Origin of the sequence: Streptomyces sp. NPDC085866 (genome assembly GCF_044541035.1) — a bacterium.
GTDB lineage: Bacteria > Actinomycetota > Actinomycetes > Streptomycetales > Streptomycetaceae > Streptomyces.
Genome location: NZ_JBITSQ010000018.1, coordinates 1 through 22,592 on the forward strand (window position 1 = coordinate 1; position 22,592 = coordinate 22,592).

Sequence of the window (22,592 nt, forward strand, 5' to 3'; positions counted from 1 at the left end):
TACCTCGCCCGGGCCCGGGACGGGGACAGGGACCTCCTCCACGACGAACTTCTTGCTGTCCAGGTGGAAGCGTCCGGCGAGCATGGTGTCCATGAAGATCTGCTTTCTGTGAGTGGCACGTCGCGGTCGGCCGGGCCGACGGGTGCCGTGGGATACCTCGGAAGTGGGAGGCGGGGGTTGGTGGCCGGGAGGCGTGCAGGGCAGCGGTCCGCACGCCTCCCGGCGTCTGGGGGTCAGGCGAAGACGTCCTGCTGGTAGCGCTCGTCCGCTTCCAGTTGGGCCAGCCACTGCTGGGCGGCCGCGTCGTCGCTTCCGGTCTTCTGACGGTGGATGGCGGAGAGTGCCTCGCGGACGGCGGGTGCCATGCGGCGGCCGTCACCGCAGACGTAGATGTACGCGCCGTCCTGAATGGCCTGCCACACCGTGTCGGCGGCACTGGCGATGGCGTTCTGCACGAACCGGGCCGGGTGTCCGGTCACCGCGGAGAAGGCGGTGTGCACCCGGGCGATCCCGGACAGCTCCCACATCTCCATCTCGCCCCGGTAGAAGTAGTCGTGCTCGGGGTGGCGGCAGCCGACGAAAACCTGGGACAGGCCGATCTTCGTGCCGTTCTCGTACTGCCAGGCCCGCTCCTCCAGGAAGCCGCGCAGCGGCGCGATGCCGGTACCGGGACCGATGAGGATCAGCGGCGTGGCCGGGTCGGCGGGCGGGGCGAACGTCGGGGAGGGCACGCGGACGTAGCCGTAGACGACGTCACCGGGCTCGAGGCCCGCGATGTAGGAGGAGCAGGTGCCGCGGTACTGGCCGTCGCCGGACAGGGCCGGGCCTTCCAGCAGGCCGACGGTCAGCCGCACGTGGCGCGGGTTGGCCAGCGGGGAGGAGGAGATGGAGTAGAACCGCGGGCGGATCGGGCCCATCATCTCCAGGAACACCGCCAGCGGCAGCTCGACCGCCGGGAAGCGCTCCAGCAGGTTGAGCACGGAGACCCGCTTGCCCAGGATCTCCTTCTGGTAGCGCTCCTCGGCTTCGGCGGTGTCGGCCGTGTAGGCCTGCAGCTGCGGCCGGGTCCACGGGCACTGGGTGTGCTCGGCCAGCGTGTGTATCTGGGTGCGGGTGGCCACGTCCTGTAGCTCCAGGAACTCGGTGAACAGCAGACCTGCCGTGACGGGGGCGCCCACCGGGAGGTGCGTGCGACCGCCGGCGGGCTGGTCCAGTCGCAGGACCTGGTCGCGGTCGACGCCCAGCCGCGCCAGCGCGCGGTCGACCAGCTGCGGCTCGTTCTTGGCGAAGACAGCCAGGTGGTTGCCGGTGTCGTAGGTGACACCGTCCGGCAGCTCGATGGTGATGGACTTCGCGGCCGGGCGCGGCGGCTCGATGCTGAAGTCCCACAGCCCGGTCGCGTCGTTGACCAGCTCGTCGTTGGCGACCACGGTGAGCGGGTACGCCTGCTCGGAGACGATCGCGGGACGCACGTCCGCCTCGGTGAGCAGCTGCACCTGGTAGCGCGGCCCGGTGGTGTCGGAGGTGTCGGCCGCGTACTCCTCGGCCAGGGTCGCCCACAGGCCGTCCATCCAGCGGGTGGCCATGCCGTCGAAGTCACCGGCGGCATCCGCGATGCCGCGCTCGACCACCGGGGTGGCGCCGGCGGCCAGCAGGCCTTCCTCGATCCGCTTCGGGAAGGCCTGGTAGGTGGCCACCCACTGGGTGTTGCCGGCACCCAGCAGCCCGAACCGCACGTTGGACAGCGAGCCCTCCGGGAGTCCGGCGGCGAGCAGGTCGTCGAAACGCTGCGCGTTGTCCGGGGCTTTGCCGTTGTAGCTGGAGGCCACGACCACCAGCAGGCCCTCGGTGGGCAGGTTGTCACCCAGCTCGTCCAGGCCGACCAAGGTGGTGCCGAACCCGGAGCGCTCGCCGCGGTCAGCAATCGTGCGCGCCAGGTCCTCGCAGGAGCCCAGGCTGGAGCCGTAGGCGACGGTCAGGTTCACCCCGACACCGCTGACCGCGGCCTGCGCCTGCGTGTCATCGGTCTGCAGGTCCGCGGCGCCGAAGACGGTGCGCTCGTGCTCCTGGCGGGTCCGTACGACCAGCTGGAAGTCGCCTGGCTTCCGGGTCAGGGCCTCCCGCACGTCCATCTTGTAGTCGCTGGTGTCGGAGAACTTGAACTTCTGCAGCACAAGCGCGAGGGCCAGGCGGGCCTCGGTGAGCGCGAACTGGCGGCCGATACAGGCACGCACGCCGTTACCGAACGGCTTGTAGGCGTGCGGGTGGTGATTGACCCGGTTCTCCGGCAGCCACCGGTTGATGTCGAACTCCTCCGGCCGCTCCCACGCCTTGGGGTGGGTGTGCAACGGGCCCTCGAGGATGTTGACCCTCGTTCCCTTCTTCAGCTCGTAGCGGCCGCCGATGACGGTGTCCTCCAGCGGGGCCTTGCCGATCAGCGGGATGGGAGCCCACAGGCGCAGGGTCTCCTCCAGAATCCGCGGGATCACATCCATCTGCATGATCGTGTCGTAGTCCGGGACCGTGTCGCCCGGCATCAGCCGGTCCACCTCGGCGTAGGCCTGGGCCAGGACGTGCGGGTTGCGCATCAGCGAGTAGGTGGCGAACGACAGCAGACCACTGGTGGTCTCGTGGCCGGCGATCAGGAACGTCACCACCTGGTCGCGGACGTTGTCGTCGGGCAGCGGCTTGCCGGTCTCCGGGTCGGTGGCGTCCAGCATCAGACCCAGCAGATCTTCCTCACCGCTGCCCTTGCCCTCGCGCCGCTCCTTGATCACGCTCTCGACGAGGTCACGCATCAGCTGGATGTTCTGGCGGTACTTCTTCTCGTCCGCCTTGCGCAGCTTGGTCATCATCGGCAGCTCCTGCGAGCGCCGCAGCGACTCCACCAGCGCCGCCAGCAGCCCGTTGAGGAAGGGGTGCAGTTCCTCCTTGGCAAAGGAGTCGAACCGGTAGCCGAACCCCGACAGGGCGATGGTGTCCAGGGTGAGACGGGTGTAGTCGTCGGTGATGTTGACCGGCCGGCCCTCCTTGCCCTCCCACTTGCCCACCAGGTTCTGGGCGATCTCCAGCATCTGCCCGAAGTAGCCCTTCATCGCCCGCTGGCTGAAGGCCGGGAGGAGGATCCGGTGCGCCATGCCCCATTCCTCCTCGTGCTGGTGGGCCGTGAACAGGCCGGCTCCCGCGTAGTCCCGGACATGGGCCAGCGGCGTCTTCTCGACCTGCTTGAAGAACCGCGTCTCGTCGCAGACCTCGGCCACCAGGTCCGGGTCGGAGACGAAGACCTGCTCGATGCCCGCGATGTCCATGCCGTAAATGCCCTCGGGGAACTGCTTGGACAGCTCGCCGAAGTACTCCACCGGGTTGGTGCTGGGGATCTGCGGTGTGTGGCCGAGGAGGGGGACCCCGCGCGGGGACCGGATGGGCCGCAGGTCGGTCTCGGGCTGTGTGGTCATGGCTGACTCCTTCAAGGGGAAAGGCGGGCAAGGGCGCCATTCGGTACGGCGGGGCGCCGGTACGGGAGCGTCCCGGTTTCCATACGCTGTATGCCTTCAGTGGTACCATACGACGTATGGAAACTCAATCGACGGACCCCTGGGTCGAGAAAGCAGGAGTGTTCGGCTCATCGGGGACGGCGTCGCTCACGCAACGGAGTCGCATCAAGATCAAGCGCTTCCGGACGCTCGCCCGATCGGAGGAGGCGAGGGAAGGCCGGCCGTCGCCAGCCGGGCGGCTCGACCGGGCTCCTCCTGACGGATGCACCCCGTGGAGAACACCTACGATCCGCGACGGCGGCTGCGGCGACATCCCGGCGAGCGGCCAGTCCCCCCTTCCCGCCGACAGGCATCGCACAGGTCGGGGCCGCCCCCATGCGTGTTGGCGGCCGGCGGCAGCGCTGGAGAAGCAGGCGTCTCCACGTCTCTACGCCGCGCTCGATCGGTCCGGCATCAGGCCGTGAGAGCAGGCAAGGCAGGTTCGCAGGATCCCCCGGCCGGACACACCTGCGATCCGCCGCCGCAGGCGAGTGCACCGGGGAGTGGGCGCGGCCGACACGTCTCGCCCGGTTCTACGCCTGCTGGCGCCGGGCAGCACTGCGCCATGACGGTGAACTGGGCCGCTGCGAGCACAGCGAGTACGAGTGAACGCCGAGACAGCCGCCGCTCGCGCGTCGAGCCGCTCTCCTCGAGCTCGGCTTCCAGTCGAGCCTTTTCCTGGTCGAGGCAGGCTTTGCCGACGCCGCCGACGCTGGTACCATACACTGTATGGCGACTGCACGGAAGCCCCCTCGGGGCACGAGAAAGAGGGACGTACCGCTCACCAAGGACGGCATCTACGCCATGGCGTTGCAGCTCATCGACGCCGACGGGGTCGAGGCGCTCACCATGCGCAAACTCGCGACCGCGCTCGATGCAAACCCGATGTCGCTCTACCACCACGTGCCGAACAAGGATGCCGTGCTGCGCGGCGTGGCCCACCGGGTCGGTTCGCAGTTCCGCGCGGGGGAACTGGAGGACGTCCCCTGGCAGGATCGGCTGCGTGAACTGGCCCGGGACTTCCGCGAACTGTCGCACCGTCACCCGAAACTGATGGGGTATTCCTTCACGCGCCCCGACTACGTGCAGCCGGAGGACCCCTTCTGGCAGGCACTGATCGACATCCTGGCCTCCGCGAAACTACCCGAGGAGGAGATTCCGCGCGTCGCCGCGACCCTGGTCGGCGTGTTCACGGGTCTGCTGCTCGGCGAACTGAACGGGGCACTGCAGCGGTGGGCCACCCTGCCACCGGCACCGTCGGGCCCCGACGGGGAAGACGCGCCCCCGCCCTCCAAGGACGTGATCGACACAATGTTCAACTCCGCGCTGGACGCAGCGGTCGCCGGAGTGGAGAACCGTGTCGCAGGAGTCCGCGAGGGGGCGTGACGGAAAAGGGAACGGCGCCGTGGAGGCGGGGCGCGATCCGGCGACGCCCCCACCGGGCCGACCTGATGCCGCCCGCGACAGCGAAGGACCACAGGGGAGGCAGGAGCGTAGAGAGGCCGCCGCGATGTCCGGAGCGCTGACCCAGCCCACGTCGCCCACGTCAGCCAGTACCGAAGCGGGAAGCCGTCCGGGCACGGAACGGAATCGTCCCGCGGACGCACACCATCCGCTGGATGGGCCGGTGGCGGTCGCCACGGCGCCCGACCGCACACCCTGCGGATACGGGAGGACGCCGCCCCGTTCGCTTCCGCGGCGCTGACGCCGGCCGAGACGGCGCCGCTGGAGCCCGACGGGACCGACATACGGACCGAGTTCACGCCGCCCCAGACACGTTGGCCAATTCCGGCCCCCACTGCGCACCCACCGTCTCGGCGGAACGGTACAGCTTGAGGATGCTGTCCCTCATCAGCAGCACGTCTGGGCCTGAGGCCCTCACTGCTCTTTCGGCTCGAAACCGGCCGCCATGTCCGAGACGGGATTTTCCTGGGACTCTCCTTCGCAGCGTGCGGCCGGCGGGCGGAGTTGACGGGGGATGCACGCGGAGGGACGCCGGAAGTTCTGCGGGGGCCGGCCGTCGCGTCTGCCGGCGTGATCGACTGTGAGCCGGCTTTCCAGGCCGTTGATGATCGTGTCCAGCACCAGGCGGAACATCCGGTCCTCGCCGGAGTCCTCGTTCGTCGGCCCGCCCTCGCTGGAGGCGGGGGTGGTGGGCTGGAGGCTCGACCACCGGTGGAGCGCGCCGTTGAGCTCGGCGATCATCACGCCGCTGACGACGGCACACACGAGCGCGGCGAGCTGCGGGATCTCCGACTGCGGCACCCCTGCGGCATCCAGTACGGCGGTGAGCGCGACCCAGAAGGGATCTTCAGCCTGGATGAAGTCCGGCTGGCTGAACGAGTAGGCCATGAGGTTGGGATGCTGGTGTGCCAGCGTCCGGAAATCCGTGGCAAGCAGGCGCATGCGCTCCTGCCAGGGAGCGTCCTCCAGCGTCACGGTGCGGAACCGGGTACCGACCATTCTCGCCACGCCACGCAGCAACGCTTCCTTGTTCGGCACGTGGTGGTACAGCGACATTGGGTTCGCGTCCAGCACGGCGGCGAGTCTGCGCATCGTGAGCGCCTCGACCCCGTCGGCGTCGATGAGCCGCAGGGCGGAGACGCAGATCCCTGCCTCGGTCAGAGGCACATCCCTCTTCCGAGTACCTCTAGGGGTACGCTTCGCACTTTCCATACGATGTATGATATCAAGCCGTACGGCGTACGGAAATGTGACGTACAAAGCAGAGCAGCGGTGCGACTGCCAACGTTGCGGGCGGGCCGGCTGACGGAGACGGTCGTCCACTCCCCCCTTCCCGCCCGAGTCGGTTCTTCACGCCTGGCCTGCCGAACATCCGAATTCTCAAGGGGTACTCACCTCATGGCTCTTCCGGACCTGGACGATCTCATTGCGGAAGTCGACCGCAGATGCGACACCGCAACCCGCCCCGATGGACAAGAAAAGTCCGACTGGCCAGCCCTCCTCGCGGTCGCCACCCAAGTCGCGGGGGAACTACAGGGGCTGGCAGACGCCCTGGTCGAGGAGTACGTCGAGCACTGCCGGAGGCACGGCTCCTCATGGACGGACATCGGCGCGGCCCTGGGGGTGACCCGACAGGCGGCCCAGCAACGATTCCAAGTCCCGCACAAGCGCTACGGCCCCGAGACCATGACCGACGACCTCCAGCAGGCGATGGTCCACGTCAGGCATGCGGCGGTACAGCACCGCAACAACTACATCGGCACCGAGCACCTGCTCTGGGGACTGACCGCGCAGGACAACAGCGCCACGCGGCTCCTGCAGGCTGCCGGCGTCTCACCGGAGACGGTCCACCGGTCGGTCGGAACTGAGCTGAGCCCGGGTGCCTCCCAGGCAGCAGAGCGCATCGCGTGGACGCCCTACTCACGCAAGGCCATCGCCATTGCGCAGGCCCGGTCCGAGCACAACGGATCCGACCACATCGACTGCGACGACCTGCTCATCGGACTTACGCAGGTCGGCCGCGGAGTCGCCGCCAACGTCCTGACCGAGGCCGGATTCGACCCGGCCGCCCTCGACTCCACGGCTGCGAGAACCCGCTCAACACAGCACGGGTGCGTCCACTGATCGTGCGGCGCTGCGGCTCGTCGTCCCGGCCACGTCCATGACCAGCTCCTACCGCAGGGGCCTGGCGCCGACACGCACGTCCGGACCGCTCGGGATCGCGTTCACGCTACAGCTCCGTTCCGGCGTCGCCCTCGTCGTCCGAAGAGTGCCGCTGTGCGGTGTCACCCTGGACCGGGGTGTCCTTCTCCTGCTCGTCCAGCAGTGCCAGGAGGGCGGCGTCGGCCTTCTGCTGGTCCTCCTTCGTCAGTTCAAGAGGTGCGTTGCTGTAGACCGTGTACTGGTTGGGATAGATGATGTTGGCGGCCCTCAAGGTGAACGTCAGAACCGGGCGCCACCCCTTGCGGTGACCCACTCGCGCGCGAAGCTGGACCTTGTAGTTACGGGGCTCCGCGACGAATCCCGAAAACGGCGCCTCGAACTCGACGAAGAGTTGTCGCGCCTCTCTGCCGGCCACGGCGAATCCGGCCGGCAACTTCAGCTCCTCGCCCGGCCCGGGTTCGAGTCGAGACGGTGAGGACCTCCACAGGAGCGGCAGATGAGAGGCGGGCTCATCAGGAAAGGTGAGCATGAGATCCTGCACGACTATCGGCTTGGCCCCGGTGTTGTGCAGAACAAGCGGAAGCCGCAGGCGAGCCCGGGAAGGGTGGACAATCGCCGCAAAGGAATGAGGCTCCCACGACTCCAGGCGCCCCTGCCTGGCGTTGATCCACCAGAAGGAGGCGACCGTGAAGCACAACGCGCAGACCGAGACAATGGCGCCACCAGAAAACAGTGAGGACGCAATCTGATCAGTAGCTGCCATCAGCGGAAGCACAGATTCAGTGTGTCAGCACTGGTATGGGCACGCGAACAGGACTCGGTGTCGAGAGGTCATGAGTGCCCTGGCCTCTCGTGGCGTAGCCGCTGAGCCCCTCACCCTCCGGCGAGGAAGTGCGCCAGCAGAGCGTCCAGGTCGAAGTGCCGGAGCTCGGCGCCCCTGGGCACCACCGCCTCTGTTTCCTGCAGGAACGTCTTGATTTCCTGCGCCTGAGCTTTGAGCAGGGCCGTACCAGCCGGTGGACTGAGGAGGATGTACACGTCGCCGAGGTCATGCTCGTCGGCGGGCCATACGCGTATGTCGCCCTCGCCTGCGGGACCCTTCAGGCCATCGGCCAGAAGATCTCGCCCAATGATCCAGTCCACCGCCTCGTCGCTTCCGGCAACAGTGAATGCGGCACGGAGGGCATAAGGATCACTGGGGTCGTACCGCAGGCTCATGGTCATTGACAAGGACATCTCTTGCGATACGACAAGCTCCACAGATAGCCCCCGGATCACGGTTTTCAACGACTTCATCGGTCTTACTCCTGTGCCTCGAGGCATACGGGGAGGCCTTCAGGGGACATCCGCCGGAATCAAAGAAGCTGCCCCCTCGTCACGGTCCCCGCCATGACGCCAGCCATGGCAGCCGCGCTCACGGATTTCTCCTCCGCCTCAGAGCAATCCGTCAGTGCAACAGACGCTCAGATCACTGATGCAGCTCGCGGGGCGTTGCTCGAAATGCAGGGCATAGGCCGTCCTCAAATAACACCCCGGGGGTTCCATGCGCCGCATGGAACCCCCTCACCCAGTGAACCATACGTCGTACGGAAAGTCGACGGCAGCGTTACCGGCGCGGGAGAAACGGCTCTCCCTCATGATCATGGCGACGCGGCGGGAGATGTGGTCGGTGATGGACGGGGCCAGGTCGAGACGGCCGTTGCCGGCCAACCGGATCAGCTCGTAGACGTGATCGAACGAGGATCCGTAGTGTCCGAACACCTTCTTGTTCTTCAGGTTGAAGGTCATCCTCTCCGAGATCTTCAGCGGCTCGGTGGTGATACCCACCAGGACGAGCGCACCGTGGTTACCGAGGATCGGCATCGGGGTGAGCGCCTACACCCTGGGTATGCGGCACGCGTTCGACGCCGACCACATCGCCTTTTTGCGGCCGGCATGAGTCTGCTGGACACCATCGACGGTTCTTTCATGAACTTCGCCTACGGCTGGGCCTTTTCCAAGCCGGTACGGAAGGTCTACTACAACCTCACCATCACCGGCCTGTCCGTCGCCGTCGCGTTGATCACCGGCACCGCCGAACTGCTGGGCCTGCTCGCCGAGAAGGCCGACCTGCACGGCGCGTTCTGGGACTGGATCAGCGGCCTGGACCTGAACACCGTCGGCTTCGTCATCGTCGGCCTGTTCTTCGCCACGTGGGCCGCTGCCCTGGCCGTGTGGAAGCTCGGCCGTGTCGAGGAGAAGTGGACCGCCGGGCTGCGCCCCGCCGAGCAGCAGAGCGACCGACAGCTGGGCACAGCAGACTCGGTGAAAAATCGGCGCCGGTACTCAGAAGAGCACCGGCGCCCACGGCATGGCGCCTCTCACCTACCAGGCGGCGTGCCCTCAGGCATAGGCGACGGCGTCCTCGACGGGCACGCGGGGCAGCCGCGGGAACCACGGGTCGGCACCGGGGTGACCGATGTTGACCACCAGTTGCGAGCGCCGGCTGGTACCGGCGAAGAACTCCCCGTCGACGCCGGCCTTGTCGAAACCCGCCATGGGACCGGCCGCGAGCCCCGCCGCGCGGACCGCGAGCAGGAAGACCCCGGTCTGCAGTGCCGAGTTGTAGGCCGCGATGCTCTCGCGCGTGTCGATCTGGTCGGCGAACGCCGCCCGCAGCATGTCGCCGCGGGCTGGAAAGACTGTCGGCATCTGCTCGTGGAAGTCGACGTCGTACGCCAGGATCGCGACGGCCGGCGCACTGAGCGTCTTGGCCCTGTTGCCCTCGTCGAGGTGCCGGACGAGTCGCTCCTTGCCCTCGCGGGTGCGCACGAAGAGCACGCGCAGAGGCTGGCCGTTGGCGGCGCTCGGCGACCAGCGAGCGAGTTCCCAGATCATGGCGAGTTCGTCGTCGGCAACGGCCACCTCGGCGAAGGTGTTCGCGGTGCGGGCCTCGGTGAACAGCACCTTCCGCCCGGCGTCGTCGAGGACATCGAGGGCCTGCGGTTCGCGGTCGGTCATGCTCATCATTTCTCTCTTACTTCGGTTGTGTGTGGTGCCGGGGCGGATTGACCGCCCCGGCACCACCCCGTGGGGACGGGGTTTGCGGAGCCGTGCGGGGCACAAGGACCCTGTGCTGTCACATGGGTCTGTGGTGCCCTGGCCGACTCATGTGTGGTGTGCTGACCGTTTGTTCCGCTCCGCGCCCAAGCGGGCGAAGTAGGCGATCAGGTCGGGGTTGTCGACCGCCGCGGGGTTCAGGACCTGCTCGGCGGGGGCACCCTGGAGCAGGCGTTTGACGGGAACCTCGAGCTTCTTGCCGGTCTTCGTGTGCGGGAGCGCCGGTACGGCGAGGATCTCGTCGGGGACGTGGCGGGGTGAGGCGCCGGCGCGGATCGCGTCGCGGATCCGGTCGCGCAGGGAATCGTCCAGGCCGACCCCGTCGGCGAGGACCACGAAGAGCGGCATCCAGTAGCCGCCGTCGGGTTCCTCCGCGCCGATGACGAGGGCCTCGGTGATCTCGGGGAGGCGTTCGACGACGTCGTGGATGTCGGCACTGCCCAGACGCACGCCGTTGCGGTTGAGCGTGGCGTCGGAGCGGCCATGGACGATCACCGAGCCGTGCGAGGTGAGCGTGATCCAGTCGCCGTGCCGCCACACACCTGGGTAGGCGCCGAAGTAGGCGTCGCGGTAGCGGCTGCCGTCGGGGTCGTTCCAGAAGTACAGCGGCATGGACGGCATGGGGCGGGTGACGACCAGTTCGCCGACCTGGTCGAGGACGGGGGTGCCCGTCGTGTCGTAGGCGGCCAGCGCCACGCCCAGGCTGGGGGCGGACAGCTCCCCCGCCCAGACGGGGGTCGTGGAGGCGCTGCCGGCGAATCCGGAGACGATGTCCGTGCCGCCGCTGGTGGAGGCCAGCTGGACGCCTGCGCCCACGTGGTCACGGACCCAGGGGTAGGCGGAGGCGGGCAGAGCGGAGCCGGTGCAGCCGACGACGCGGATGGCCGACAGGTCGTGCACGGAGGGCTCGATGCCCAGCTTGGCCATGGCCAGCAGGTACTGGGGGCTGGTGCCGAAGACGGTGACCTTGTGACAGGCCGCCAGCTCCCACAGGACGTCCGGACGCGTCTGCGGTGCAGGGCTGCCGTCGTAGGTGCAGGTGGTGGCACCAGTCAGCAGGGTGGAGACGACCAGGTTCCACATCATCCAGTGGGTCGTGGTGTACCACAGCAGGCGGTCCCCGGTGCCCAGATCGGTGTGCAGGCCGAGGGTCTTGAGGTGTTCGAGCAGGACCCCACCGTGCCCGTGGACGATGCCCTTGGGCAGGCCGGTGGTGCCGGAGGAGAAGACGACCCACAGAGGATGGTCGAACGGCACCGGGGCGATGGTGAGGTACTCGATGCGGGTGACCGCGTCCTCCCAAGGAACCGTCAGCCCCGAGTCCCCACCTTCGGGCCAGGCAAGACCCACGTGGTCCACGAGCACAGTGGCCTTCAGTGTCGGAAGAGCGGCGGCGAGTTCGAGCGAGGCGGTCCGGCGGTCGTGTGTGGTGCCGTTGAAGAGGTAACCGTCCGCGGCGATGAGCACCGTGGGTTCGAGCTGGGCGAAGCGGTCGGCGGCGGCCTTGGGTGCATAGTCCTGGCCGCACACCGACCACACCGCGCCCAGGCTTGCGGTGGCGAGGAAGGCGATGACGGCGTGGGGGGTGTTGGGCAGATAGCCCACCACCCGGTCGCCCTGTCCGACTCCCAGGTCGCGCAGGCTGGCGGCGACGGAGGCGACCCGGGCGCGCAGCTCCCGGCCCGTGATCTCATAGCCGGCTCCGGTCTCGTCCAGGGCAGTGATCGCGGGAGCGTCCGGCTGCAGGTTGCGCAGCGCGTGGTGGGCGTAGTTGAGGGTGGCGCCTGGGAACCAACGGGTGCCGGGCATGGTCTCCTCGGCCAGCACCCGCTCGTACGGAGTCGTCGCGTCGATGCCGAAGTACTCCCACACCGCGGCCCAGAACCCATCGAGGTCGGTGACGGACCACTGGTGCAGAGCTCGGTAGTCCGTGGGGTCCTGGATCCCTTCGGCGCCCCGGTGCCGGGCCGCCCATCGGGCGAAGTCCGCGATGCGGCTGCGGGCGACCGCATTCGGGTCGGGGGTGAAAAAGGGTTCCGGATACGGCGCGAGATGGGGGGTGGTCATGGCGTGGTGCTCCTCGGCGGGGGGACTGGCCGGGCATTGGCGGTACGGCGGGCCGTATGCAGCAGGGGAGCCCAGGCGCCGGCATCCGTGAAGCCGCCGGTGCCGGCCGGGACGGTGTCCATCACGACGCGGTCAGGGCGCAGCAGGACGGCGTCCGCCCGGCCGCGTGCCAGCCAGGCGGCCAGGGTTCCCTCGTCGCCCAGGTCGTCGACGTGGATCGTGGATGCGCCCAGTGCCGTGGCTACGGCCGTCACCTGCGGGGTGGGAGGCACGGCGGTCAGAACGGCGAAGGAGTCCCCGAGGACGTCATCGAGGCGCACTCGTCTCCCGTCGCGCCGTACCCACGGCTGCGGGCAGAAGGTGCCGGCCAGCACCCGGCCGACCAGCCTGGGTCGGCGCCGTACGAGTGGACCGGCGGTCAGGGCGGGGCTGAGGTCACGGCTCACCGCCTCGGTCACGCCGGGGATGCGACAGGCCGTGCCCACGACGGCCCGGCGGAACGCCGCACCGCGGTCCTGCCCGCCGGTCATGGCCCAGCCGACGGCGACCGCCACGCGGATCACATGGCGGGCGTGCGGCTTGCGCTCGCGTTCGTAGGTGTCCAATAGCTCCTCGTGTGCGCCCTGTTGGAGCACACGGGCGAGTTTCCAGGCGAGGTTCTGCGCGTCGCGCAAGCCCGCGCACAGACCCTGCCCGACGAAGGGCGGGGTGAGGTGGGCGGCGTCGCCCAGCAGGAAGACGCGTCCCCGGCGCCACCGGTCGGCGAGACGGGCCCGGAAGGTGTACTGCGCCTGCCGCATCACCTCGAAGTCGCCGCCCGCCGAGGCAGCGGAGGGCGGCAGGTCCACCCAGGGGGCGACCAGCTCGCGCAGGCGTTCCAGTCCGTCCGGGCCGTCCAGGGGTTCGTCGGCGGCGAGCCGGAACTCCCAGCGGTAGCGGTCCTCGCCGACGCGCATGAAAGTGGCGGGCCGGGTGGGGCAGCAAATCTGCTCGGCACCTTCCCAGGTGCGCACCGACCGGCTGGTGCGCACGTCGATGACCCGCCAACTCTCCTCGAAATGCAGGTCCTCCCACACGGCGCCGATGGCGTCACGGGTGACACTGCCCGCGCCGTCGCAGCCGAGGACGGCATCGGCCCACAGGTGCTCCTCCTCGTCGCTGCCGTCGCGACGGAAGGCGACCCGGACCGGACCCGTCGGATCGTTCGGTCCGTCGGTGTTCTGCGTGGTGGACTGGGTGACGGACACGACCTCCACCCCGCTCCACAGCTCGCATTCCGGGCGGTGGGCCAGGGCGTCGCGCAGCAGGCGTTCCAGCTCGGGCTGGTCGAACATGCTGGTCTGCGGGAAGCCGTGGTGTCCGTGCAGGGACCGCGGGAACTCGGTGATCACGCGGCGCCGGGCGTCCAGCAGCCGCAGCCCGGGCGCCGGGCGGGCGAGGGCGGCGAACTCCTCGTGCACACCGACGCTCTGCAGGATCCGGCGGATCTCGTCGTCCACGACGACGGCGCGCGGCAGGGGGTAGATGTCCCGGTGGCGTTCGAGGAGCAAGCTGCGCACGCCGTGCCGGGCGAGCAGAAGGGCGGCCATGACCCCGACGGGTCCGGCACCGACGATCACCACCGGTCTCCGGGATGCGGCCTTCATGGCGCGTCCGTAACGGGGGTCCGCTGCTCGCCGAGCTCGATCCGCCCGTCGGGGGTGGCGATCGTGGCGGTGATGAGGTCACCGCTGTGCAGGTAACGGGGGTTCTTGGCCTGGCCCTTGAAGAAGGCCTTCCACTTCAGTGCGGGCGGCAGCAGCGCACCGATCTTCTCGGCCGGCTTGGGCGGGGCCTTCAGCGCAGTGCCGCCGGGAGTGCCGGTCAGCAGCAGGTCGCCCGGGTCGAGCGTCTGGAAGCGGGCGAGCAGGGTGAGCGCCTCGGCGGGCCGTACGATCATGTCGGCAAGGGTGCGGTCCTGGCGCGGTACGCCGTTGACCGACAGCCGCAGCCGCAGGTTCAGCAGATGGGCGAAGTCCTCGGGCTCCAGCAGGGCCAGGTACGGCCCCGTCGGTGTGAAGGTCGGATAGGACTTGCTCTCGTAGAACTGGGTCTTGGTCAGCTGGACGTCGCGAGCGCTGACGTCGTTGGTCAGGACGAGCCCGGCGACGTAGCGCGGCAGATCCTGCTCCTCGACGACGGTGCCCACGGGCAGGGTCGCGCCCATGACGAGGCCGAGTTCCACCTCGTAGTCCAGGAACTTCACGTGCGCGGGGCGGACGATCGCGTCGTGCGGGCCGCTGACCGAGCCGGACGCCTTGCGGAAGAAGGTGGGCGGGATGTCACCGGTGAAGCCCGAATCCTTGGCGTGGCTGCGGTAGTTGACCATCTGGGCGACCACCCGGCACGGGGTGGTGACCGGCGGCAGCACCACCAGGTCGACGACGGGCGTGCCGCTCTCGGCGGAGGCGGCGGCCTCGCGGACCGCGTCCCGGTCCGCGAGCAGTTCGGCGGTGGTCACGGCCTTGGTGTCGATGCGGACGGCGCGCTCGTCCCGGACGACCCACCAGCCGTCGGGGGTGCGCAGAACGTTGGTGCTCATGAGCTCATCGCTTTCATCAGGCCCAGAAGGCGTGCGGGGTCGAGTTCGTTGTCGTCGCGCAGGGCCGCCATGACCTCGCGCAGCTTGGCGGGCGACGGGTTGGCGCCCAGGAAGTCGCGGGTGACCGGCGGGCCCCACTGGGCCAGGCCGCTCGCCGACATCGGCGCCCAGCCGGGCTCCAGGTCGCAGGAGAAGAGGTCACCGTCGGCGAAGTGCTCCAGCATGAAGCGGTCGGGGTCGCGCCAGTAGTCGAACAGCTGGCTGCCCTGGATGTGCCGGCCGATGCCCCAGCTGCGCTTGTAGCCGCGTTCGGCCAGGTACTCCCCGCCGGCGGCGATCGCGTCGAGGTCGGTGACCTGGTAAGCCGAGTGGACGTAGCCGGTTCCGGGCCCCAGGTGCAGGGCCAGCGTGTGGTGATCGACGGCCACGCTCCCCTGGTCGCACCGGATGAACGCCATCGTCGGCCCGCGCCCGCGCTGTCCGTCCAGGAACAGGAAGTCGGACACGATCATCCCGAGGGTGTCCAGGTACCAGTCCAGAGTGCGGGCGAACACCCGTGTCTCCAGCACCACGTGGCCCAGCCGCTGAATACGGGACGGCTCACGGGGCGGACGCTGGGTGGCGTTCGTACGACGGTGATCGGTACCGAAGTTGAGGATCAGCGGCTTCTGCTCGGGCAGCGCGGGCAACTGCTCGGCGCACTGCACGACCCGGACCGGCAGGCCCGAGGGATCGAGCAGGGCGACCGACTGCCCGCCGCCCGGTACGCCGATGTCCTGGACGGTGCTGCCGGTGGCACGGGCCAGCCGGTCCAGGTCGGCCCGCTCGGCCGCGCGGAACGCCGGCCCGATGAACCGGGACGCAAGTCCCCGCCGGATGACCATGCAGGGTGAGCCCGCGAAGGTGCCCCGCAGCCACAGCTCCCCCTCGGTGCGGGCGGCGATCGCAAACCCGAAGTCACGCGCGAAGACCTCGGCTCGGTCCAGGTCGGGCTTCTCGAACTCCAGCCAGGCCAGGTCGGCCACCTTGATCACGGGATTCCGGGACCGTCCCGGATGCTCACCGCGCAAGGCGCCCTGCTCGCTGTGGAGGTCTTGGTGGGCCGTCTGGGGAGCGGATCTGTTGACGGGGGTGTGGGACATGGTGTCCTCCAAGCAACACTGCTGTAATGAGGAAATCATCAACTTTGCCGTTACCCATCGTCAATAGGGTGGAACCAAATAATTGATAATCTCATCAGTAATGGCAGACTCATCGCGATGGTTGTTACACTCGCCGTATGCCGACGTCAGCCCCGCCCAAGAACCGCTTCGAGCGGCGCCGTGCCGAGACCCGTCAGGCGCTCGTCCGTGCGGCCCGGCAGATCCTCGCCGAGACCGGGGACACCAGCGCCAGCATCCAGGCCATCGCCGAGCGCGCCGACGTCGGTTTCGGCTCCTTCTACAACCACTTCGAGTCCAAGACGGAGCTGTTCGACGCCGCGGTGACAGACGCCCTGGACGAGTTCGGGCAGGTCATAGACGAGCGCGTACAAGGAATCGACGACCCGGCCGAGCTCGTCGCCGCGGGCTTCCGGCTCACCGCCCGCATGGCCGACTCCCACCCTGAACTCATGCGGATCCTGCGGGACCGCGGTCTGGCCTACATCCACTCGGAACGCGGACTCGCCCCGCGAGCCCTGCGCGACCTGGAGAACGGCATCGCATCGGGCCGCTTCACCTGCCGCAACGCGACCACCGCCCTGTCCGCCATGGGCGGCACCCTGATGTCCCTCGTGGCGCTGCGGCTGGCCCGCCCCGACCTCGACGGCGACGAGGCCGCCTCGGACCTGGCCGAGATGGTCCTGCGCATGCTCGGCGTCCCGCCGGACGAAGCCCACCAGGTGACCCGGCGGCCGCTGCCCGACCTCGGTTGACCCGAGCACCGGCTGCGCCAGGCCCCGTGGACACCGGAGAGCCGTGGGCGTCACACGTCCGCCGGTGGCCGCGCGGACCCTTGCCCTCGACCACGACCAGCCCGTGAGAGCGGGCTCCTCCGGGACACCGGGCAGCCAGGTGCGGCCGGCTGAGGCTTCGCGATCCACCAGGACGGCGTAACGTCGTCAGCGTGGACTTCACCGCGGACAGTCTTCTGTCCCGTGCCGCGCATCAACTCAGCCCGCGAGCGGACGAGCTGATCCACGACGCAGAGCAATGTCTGCGGCGCGAGGTCCCCGACGCCGGCCAGAGCCTGGACGCTGCCGTGCGGCTCGCTCGCACTCCGGACGTCGATGCCTGCGCATGACTCGGCCGACCGAGCTGCGGACCCGGCAGCGGCCGAAGCCTGACGCACGGTGTCGCCGGTACGCGTTCACTCGCCGGCCGACCGGGCCTCCATGTCACCGGGCGTCCGCCTCCCGTACTGACGCGCACTCAACCGGGCCTTCGGCAAGACGGTTGCCGCAGACATCGAGCGGCTCGGTACCTGTCACCGCAAGGGTGAGTCGGCGGTGGGCGTCAGCACGGACTCGGCGACGCCGACGATCTGGTTGATGTCGAAGCCCTCCATGTCCGCACGGAATTCGGGGCTGGACAGGTACGCCTGCAGCCGCTCTTGAACGTCGTCGGCGTCCCGGTAGGAAACGAGGGCGTACAGCTGGGGCGCCTCACTCCCAGGAGCCGCAGCCACCGTCCAGACGCCGTGGGTGGCGATCCTGTGCTTGGCCATGCCGGGAATGTGCTTGGACCAGATGTTCTCGTAGGCGACGAGTGCCTCAGGGCTGCGCAGTGTGTAGACGCGGAGCTGGTACTGGGACATGAACTCTTTCCTTCTCTTCTGTGGCCGGGACAAAGATCCCCATCCGCCCGGCGGTTGGGAGGCTTCTCTCAGCCTTTTGCAAACAGGTTCGCCAACTCGAGGTCCCAGTCGATGTGTCCGGACTCGGTGCCCCGCGGCACCAGCGCCTCCGTGTTCTCCAGGAAGGTCCTGACGTCCTGCACGGGAACCTCGAGCAAGGCGGTGCCCGCGCGAGACCCGAGAGCGATGTGCATCCCTTGGTCACCACGGCTGACAGCCGACCAGATCCGGATGTCCCCACAGCCTGCAGAACCCCTCAGGCCATCGGCCAGAAGATCACGCCCCAGCACCCATTCGGTCGGCTCGTCAGCGTCGGTGAAAAAGTCGGCACGAACGACATAGGGATCAGCGGGCTCGTACCGCAGGTTCATACACATGGACAGCGAGTAGGTGCGCGAGATGACAAGCTGCACGGCCACTTCCTGCATGACGGTGTTCAAAGACTCCATCGACTTTCACTCCTGCCTGGGCGGCGGTCAGCGACCGCTGATCTCGTCCCGGCCGTCACGGTGCCAGCCATGGATCTCGTCCCAGGAGTAGCCCAGTTCCAGCAGATAGCCGACACCGTGGTCCCAGCGGTCGTCGCCGGCGTTGACGCCGACGGCAGGGCGCTGGCCGTGCACGCATGCAGAAGTCGCGGCCGAAGCGGTGCCCCCGGCACCGAGAACGGCGACACCCGCGACCGCCACGGATGAAGCGGTGACGGCAACGCGCCTAGTGAGCTTCTTCTTGAACTTTCCCTTCCCGATTCGTGCGATCTGCACCATTGGCTACATGCAGGCGATGTGCCCTGCCTGGCGCGACCCGAGCAAACTCTTCCATGCGGCGTATGGAAGTGCCTTCACAGGATTACCATACGATGTATGGAACTGTCGAGGCGGCGAATATGGCCCACTCGGCCGGCAGGGGCATGAACAGCTCGACGTCCTCACGCAGACCGTCGACCGCCTGGACGAAGTCAGCCTGGCGTTAAAGAAGATGCTCACCTGCATCGACCGTCTCAGGCTCTCCATCGAGGAGATCAGCCGCATTGGCAGGCAACTGGGCAGCTTTTCTGGAGCTTTCACCCACCTCTCCCTCATCGGCGCGACCTTCGGACGCGACCACGTCCTGGGCTGAGCCCTCGCCCCTGAGGAACGAGCTGCCCAGGTTTTCTGTCTCCGGCGCCGTGGCATGCGCGCGCCCAGGTCCGGCCCCATGCTGGAAGCGAGGAGGGAGACAACGGAGGGAGTGGTGGGCATGCAGACCGTTGTGGATCTCACGCGCTGCCAGGGCTATGCGCAGTGCGTCTTCCTCGCGCCGGAGGTGTTCCAGCTGCACGGGGAGGAGGGGTTGTTGTACGCCACAGCCGTCCCCGACGACCAGGTCGAGCGCGTGCGCCAGGCCGCGGCGGCGTGCCCGGTCCAGGCCATCCTCCTCGGCGAGGAGGTGAGCGCCGGTGCCCGGTGACCTCAAGGACGGCCGGATCGTCATCGTCGGCGCGTCGCTGGCGGGGCTCAGGGCGGCAGAGACGCTGCGCGAGGAAGGCTTCACCGGCTCGCTGACCGTGGTCGGGGACGAGCCCCATCCGCCCTACGACCGGCCGCCGCTGTCCAAGCAGGTGCTGCTCGGCCAGGCGGCGGCGGACACCACCGGGCTGCCGATGCGCCAGGACCCGAACGCCGATTGGCGGCTGGGCGTGCGCGCCACCGGCGTGGACCTGCTGGCGAAACAGGTGTTGCTGGAGGACGGCGAGTCACTGCCGTACGACCGGCTGCTGATCACCACCGGGACCCGCGCACGGCCCTGGCCCAACCCGGAGGAAGCCTCCCTGGACGGGGTGTTCACCCTGCGCACCCGCGAGGACGCCGGCGGACTGGCCCAGCGGCTGACCGCCGGGCCGGAGCGCGTGCTGGTGATCGGCGGCGGCTTCACGGGCTCGGAGATCGCCTCGGCCTGCCGGGAACGGGGACTTGAGGTCACGGTCGCCGAACGCGGCCCCGCACCCCTGGTGGGCGCGCTCGGTGGCACCCTGTCGAAGCTCGCGGCCGTCATGCAGCGCAACCACGGCGTGGACCTGCGCACCGGGGTGACGGTCACCGCCCTCAACGGCAACGGCAGCTTCACCGGTGCGGAGCTGTCCGACGGCAGCCGCATCGACGCCGACGTCTGCGTCGTGGCTCTGGGGGCGGTACGCAACGTCGAATGGCTGGCGGAGTCAGGGCTGGCGGCGGGCCCGCGCGGGATCGCCTGCGACGCCGGATGCCGGGCCTTCAACATGTACGGAATCGTCACCGACGACGTCTTCGTGGCCGGAGACGTCTCCCGCTTCCCGCACCCGCTGTTCGGCTACCAGATGCTCTCCCTGGAGCACTGGGGAAACGCGGTCGAGCAGGCCGAGGTGGCGGCACACAACATGATCAATCCGGGGCCCCTGCAGCGCCCGCACCTGGCCGTCCCGTCGTTCTGGTCCACCCAATTCGGGCTCAACATCAAATCGGTGGGCGTGCCCACGTACTCCGACCACGTGGTCATCGCCCAGGGCTCCCTGGAGGCGCGACGTCTGGCAATGGTCTACGGCTACCAGGGGCGGGTCACCGCCGCGGTCACCGTCGACATGGCCAAGTCGCTCGACTACTACCGGCACCTGATCGAGACGGCTGCTCCGTTCCCGCCCCCGCCCGGCGCACAGGATCGTGCGATCGCGGCCGACATCGCGATTCCGTCCGACGTGCCGGATCCGAAGTGGCTGTCTCACGGCCCCACCGTCGCACTCACCGGTCACCTTCCCGATCGACGGCTGACGGTGGTGTAGCCCACGGACCGACCCACGTCCGCCCAACCACGAGGAGCCGCGATGGCCTCCGAGACCCTGCTGGCACGGATCACCGACTACGCCAGTCGCCCCAACCCCTACCCGCTGTACGCGGAACTCCGCGAGGCCGGTCCCGTGGTGCGGCAGGCAGACGGCGGCTACCTGGTCGGCACCTACCACGAGATCGCCGCTCTGCTCCACGACCCGCGGATGAGTGTCGACCCTCGCAGCCGTGGCGAAGTGACACACAAGCCGCCGTTCCTGCGGCTCGACGACCCGGAGCACCACAGGCTGCGCACCCTCGCCATGCGGCCCTTTGGCCCGCCGCACAGCCCGGGCCGGGTCGATGCCATGCGCGGCGAGATCGACCGGATCACCGACGAACTGACGGAGTCCTTCGAGGCGGGCCGGCAGATCGACGTCGTCGACGATTTCGCCTACCCGCTGCCTGTCACGGTGATCTGCCGCCTGCTCGGCGTACCGCGCGAGGACGAGCCGCTGTTCCGGGCCTGGTCCGACGCTCTGGTCGCAGCCGCCGACGTCAGGCCCGAAGAGGACACCACCGAGACGGACAAGGCGGGCGACCAGGCGCGCATCGAGATGGGCGGGTACCTGGTGAACCTCGCCGAACAGCGCCGTGGCAAGCCGAGCGACGACATGCTCTCCGCCTTCGTCAACGAACGGGACCCGGCCCTGCGGCTCACCCAGGAGGAACTCGCGGAAACCGCCATACTGCTCCTCATCGCGGGACACGAGACCACGGTCAACCTGATCACCAACGGGGTGCTCACTTTGCTGCGCCAACCCGAGCACCTGGACCAGCTGCGCCGTGACCCCGGCCTGCTGCCGCGAGCGGTGGAGGAACTGCTGCGCTACGAACCTCCGGTCCACATCCGTGAGCGCCTCCCGCTCGCCGACATCGACGTCGCCGGTACGCCGATCGCCCAAGGTACCCCCGTCGTTCTGGTGCTGGCCTCGGGCAACCGCGACCCCAGGCGGTTCCACGATCCCGACCGGTTCGACCCCACCCGCCCGGACAACGAGCACCTCGGCTTCGGCAGCGGCATCCACCTCTGCTACGGCGCACCCCTAGCCCGCATCGAAGCCCAGGCCGCACTGGGCGCACTGCTCCCCCACCTCGGCACGGCACGCCTGGTCCAGGAACCGCCCCCCTACCGCCAGAACGCCATGCTCCGCGGACCCCGCCACCTGCCTATCCGACTCCGAGGCTGAGGGGCGACGACAGCAGGCGAGGCAAGACCAGCCACTGCGGTCCGTTACGCAGGCCCGCGGGAACCGGTGCACTGTCGGCGCCGGTCGGCCGGTGCGCGACAGGATCCTCTTCACGCGGCAGCGGGAAGGGGCCGCCGGGCGAGGTCACGGGCCTCATCCGGGGAGAGGCCCAGCATGCGCAGGATCATCTCGGCCATTGTGCCTGCGGCCCGGTCGCTGTCGGCCTCGGGCTGATTGCACCACAGCTCCAGGAGGGCCAGCAGGCTGCCGTTCAGCACGGTCAGGGCGATCACCGGGTCGACCACGGTGAACCGGCCTGCGTTCATGCCCTCCTCCACGTCGCGCTTCGCCCGCGGAGCCAGCCCGTCACCAGCACATATCCGACCGAGCTCGCTGCGGAACAGGATCTGCATGATCTCCGGGTATGACTCGGCCATGCGCGCGCTGAGCCGCACGCCCCCAGCGAGGCGCTCGGCGGGATCATCGACGCCGTGCAGGCGTTCATCGACGGCTTGGGCGTACTCCTCGAGTGCGTCGGCCACGGCCGCGTCGAACAGGTCCGGCTTGCCCGTGAAGTGGTTGTAGAAGGAACCGAGGCCCACGTCCGCGCGCTCCGCGATGGCATGGATGCTGGCGCCGACGCCACCGGACTCGGCCAGGATCTGCCGCGCGGCGCGGACGAGTGCCTGGCGGGTCTCGGCGCGACGACGTTCGAATCGGTTCCTGCGTGGGGCTGACATCAGCATGCTCCATGAATAAGAGCAGCATTTCTGATGGATTCATCATTGCACCGCCCACCTCGACTGTCCACCCTGACCCACCC

General features: G+C 68.8%; 22 protein-coding genes and 1 pseudogene. 9 read left to right on the forward strand and 14 right to left on the reverse strand.

The window, feature by feature from the left end:
- Positions 1-233 precede the first annotated feature (233 nt).
- Positions 234-3,455, reverse strand: coding sequence for a bifunctional cytochrome P450/NADPH--P450 reductase (locus ACIF83_RS36370; protein ID WP_399733582.1), 3,222 nt, complete (start codon positions 3,453-3,455; stop codon positions 234-236).
- Between the two features lie 807 nt (positions 3,456-4,262).
- On the opposite strand from ACIF83_RS36370, the gene ACIF83_RS36375 reads away from it, so the two are divergent.
- Positions 4,263-4,919: a TetR/AcrR family transcriptional regulator gene (locus ACIF83_RS36375; RefSeq protein ID WP_393481244.1), complete on the forward strand. Its 657-nt coding sequence runs from the start codon at positions 4,263-4,265 to the stop codon at positions 4,917-4,919.
- Positions 4,920-5,411: 492 nt separating this feature from the next.
- Here ACIF83_RS36375 and ACIF83_RS36380 read toward each other — a convergent pair whose 3' ends face one another.
- On the reverse strand, positions 5,412-6,164 hold the full coding sequence (locus tag ACIF83_RS36380) for a TetR/AcrR family transcriptional regulator (protein WP_399733585.1): 753 nt from the start codon (positions 6,162-6,164) through the stop codon (positions 5,412-5,414).
- 231 nt (positions 6,165-6,395) lie between these two features.
- Here ACIF83_RS36380 and ACIF83_RS36385 point away from each other — a divergent pair, with 231 nt between their 5' ends.
- Positions 6,396-7,121: a Clp protease N-terminal domain-containing protein gene (locus ACIF83_RS36385; protein ID WP_399733588.1), complete on the forward strand. Its 726-nt coding sequence runs from the start codon at positions 6,396-6,398 to the stop codon at positions 7,119-7,121.
- A 106-nt stretch (positions 7,122-7,227) separates the two neighbouring features.
- Here the strand turns inward: ACIF83_RS36385 and ACIF83_RS36390 are convergent, their stop codons facing one another.
- The 3 genes from ACIF83_RS36390 to ACIF83_RS36400 form a co-directional block, all read right to left on the reverse strand.
- Complete coding sequence (locus ACIF83_RS36390) at positions 7,228-7,935, reverse strand: hypothetical protein (RefSeq protein ID WP_399733591.1); 708 nt, start codon at positions 7,933-7,935, stop codon at positions 7,228-7,230.
- A 98-nt stretch (positions 7,936-8,033) separates the two neighbouring features.
- On the reverse strand, positions 8,034-8,456 hold the full coding sequence (locus ACIF83_RS36395; protein WP_393481253.1) for an SsgA family sporulation/cell division regulator: 423 nt from the start codon (positions 8,454-8,456) through the stop codon (positions 8,034-8,036).
- 267 nt (positions 8,457-8,723) lie between these two features.
- The gene (locus ACIF83_RS36400) at positions 8,724-9,023 is read right to left on the reverse strand and encodes a hypothetical protein (protein WP_393481256.1); all 300 of its coding nucleotides are present in this window, start codon (positions 9,021-9,023) and stop codon (positions 8,724-8,726) included.
- A gap of 57 nt (positions 9,024-9,080) precedes the next feature.
- On the opposite strand from ACIF83_RS36400, the pseudogene ACIF83_RS36405 reads away from it, so the two are divergent.
- Positions 9,081-9,437 (forward strand): annotated as a pseudogene (locus ACIF83_RS36405) (HoxN/HupN/NixA family nickel/cobalt transporter); the annotation flags it as partial.
- Between the two features lie 105 nt (positions 9,438-9,542).
- Here the strand turns inward: ACIF83_RS36405 and ACIF83_RS36410 are convergent.
- From ACIF83_RS36410 to ACIF83_RS36430, 5 genes are all read right to left on the reverse strand, one after another.
- Positions 9,543-10,160, reverse strand: a complete 618-nt coding sequence (locus tag ACIF83_RS36410) for a malonic semialdehyde reductase (RefSeq protein WP_399733595.1) — start codon at positions 10,158-10,160, stop codon at positions 9,543-9,545.
- A gap of 147 nt (positions 10,161-10,307) precedes the next feature.
- Positions 10,308-12,326: an acetoacetate--CoA ligase gene (locus ACIF83_RS36415; protein WP_399733597.1), complete on the reverse strand. Its 2,019-nt coding sequence runs from the start codon at positions 12,324-12,326 to the stop codon at positions 10,308-10,310.
- Positions 12,323-13,972 (reverse strand): bifunctional 3-(3-hydroxy-phenyl)propionate/3-hydroxycinnamic acid hydroxylase, encoded by a 1,650-nt coding sequence (locus ACIF83_RS36420; protein WP_399733599.1) that lies wholly within the window; start codon positions 13,970-13,972, stop codon positions 12,323-12,325. The genes ACIF83_RS36415 and ACIF83_RS36420 overlap by 4 nt, the downstream gene beginning before the upstream one ends.
- Positions 13,969-14,907, reverse strand: a complete 939-nt coding sequence (locus ACIF83_RS36425; RefSeq protein ID WP_399733602.1) for a fumarylacetoacetate hydrolase family protein — start codon at positions 14,905-14,907, stop codon at positions 13,969-13,971. The genes ACIF83_RS36420 and ACIF83_RS36425 overlap by 4 nt, the downstream gene beginning before the upstream one ends.
- A complete protein-coding gene (locus ACIF83_RS36430; RefSeq protein ID WP_399733604.1) occupies positions 14,904-16,049 on the reverse strand; it encodes a VOC family protein in 1,146 nt (381 codons plus the stop codon). The genes ACIF83_RS36425 and ACIF83_RS36430 overlap by 4 nt, the downstream gene beginning before the upstream one ends.
- A 137-nt stretch (positions 16,050-16,186) precedes the next feature.
- On the opposite strand from ACIF83_RS36430, the gene ACIF83_RS36435 reads away from it, so the two are divergent.
- Together ACIF83_RS36435 and ACIF83_RS36440 are read left to right on the forward strand one after the other, a co-directional pair.
- Entirely contained in the window at positions 16,187-16,822 is a 636-nt protein-coding gene (locus tag ACIF83_RS36435; protein ID WP_393481270.1) for a TetR/AcrR family transcriptional regulator, read from the forward strand.
- Positions 16,823-17,013: 191 nt separating this feature from the next.
- On the forward strand, positions 17,014-17,190 hold the full coding sequence (locus ACIF83_RS36440) for a hypothetical protein (RefSeq protein WP_393481273.1): 177 nt from the start codon (positions 17,014-17,016) through the stop codon (positions 17,188-17,190).
- A gap of 183 nt (positions 17,191-17,373) precedes the next feature.
- On the opposite strand, the gene ACIF83_RS36445 is transcribed toward ACIF83_RS36440, so the two are convergent.
- The 3 genes from ACIF83_RS36445 to ACIF83_RS36455 form a co-directional block, all read right to left on the reverse strand.
- Positions 17,374-17,703, reverse strand: coding sequence for an NIPSNAP family protein (locus tag ACIF83_RS36445; RefSeq protein WP_398140258.1), 330 nt, complete (start codon positions 17,701-17,703; stop codon positions 17,374-17,376).
- Between the two features lie 68 nt (positions 17,704-17,771).
- The gene (locus tag ACIF83_RS36450) at positions 17,772-18,191 is read right to left on the reverse strand and encodes an SsgA family sporulation/cell division regulator (protein ID WP_393481277.1); all 420 of its coding nucleotides are present in this window, start codon (positions 18,189-18,191) and stop codon (positions 17,772-17,774) included.
- Positions 18,192-18,218: 27 nt separating this feature from the next.
- Positions 18,219-18,365: a hypothetical protein gene (locus ACIF83_RS36455; RefSeq protein WP_399733608.1), complete on the reverse strand. Its 147-nt coding sequence runs from the start codon at positions 18,363-18,365 to the stop codon at positions 18,219-18,221.
- A 76-nt stretch (positions 18,366-18,441) separates the two neighbouring features.
- Between ACIF83_RS36455 and ACIF83_RS36460 the strand changes: the two genes are divergently transcribed.
- The 4 genes from ACIF83_RS36460 to ACIF83_RS36475 all read left to right on the forward strand — a co-directional run bounded on the left by ACIF83_RS36460 (position 18,442) and on the right by ACIF83_RS36475 (position 21,769).
- Positions 18,442-18,861: a hypothetical protein gene (locus ACIF83_RS36460; protein WP_399733611.1), complete on the forward strand. Its 420-nt coding sequence runs from the start codon at positions 18,442-18,444 to the stop codon at positions 18,859-18,861.
- Positions 18,862-18,981: 120 nt separating this feature from the next.
- Positions 18,982-19,191, forward strand: coding sequence for a ferredoxin (locus tag ACIF83_RS36465; protein ID WP_010982020.1), 210 nt, complete (start codon positions 18,982-18,984; stop codon positions 19,189-19,191).
- Positions 19,181-20,536, forward strand: a complete 1,356-nt coding sequence (locus ACIF83_RS36470; RefSeq protein WP_399733614.1) for an NAD(P)/FAD-dependent oxidoreductase — start codon at positions 19,181-19,183, stop codon at positions 20,534-20,536. The genes ACIF83_RS36465 and ACIF83_RS36470 overlap by 11 nt, the downstream gene beginning before the upstream one ends.
- Before the next feature lie 42 nt (positions 20,537-20,578).
- Positions 20,579-21,769 carry a cytochrome P450 gene (locus ACIF83_RS36475; protein ID WP_393481287.1) on the forward strand — a complete coding sequence of 397 codons (1,191 nt, stop codon included), beginning with the start codon at positions 20,579-20,581 and terminating at the stop codon, positions 21,767-21,769.
- A 110-nt stretch (positions 21,770-21,879) separates the two neighbouring features.
- Here ACIF83_RS36475 and ACIF83_RS36480 read toward each other — a convergent pair whose 3' ends face one another.
- Positions 21,880-22,515 carry a TetR/AcrR family transcriptional regulator gene (locus tag ACIF83_RS36480; RefSeq protein WP_399733618.1) on the reverse strand — a complete coding sequence of 212 codons (636 nt, stop codon included), beginning with the start codon at positions 22,513-22,515 and terminating at the stop codon, positions 21,880-21,882.
- Positions 22,516-22,592: the final 77 nt, after the last annotated feature.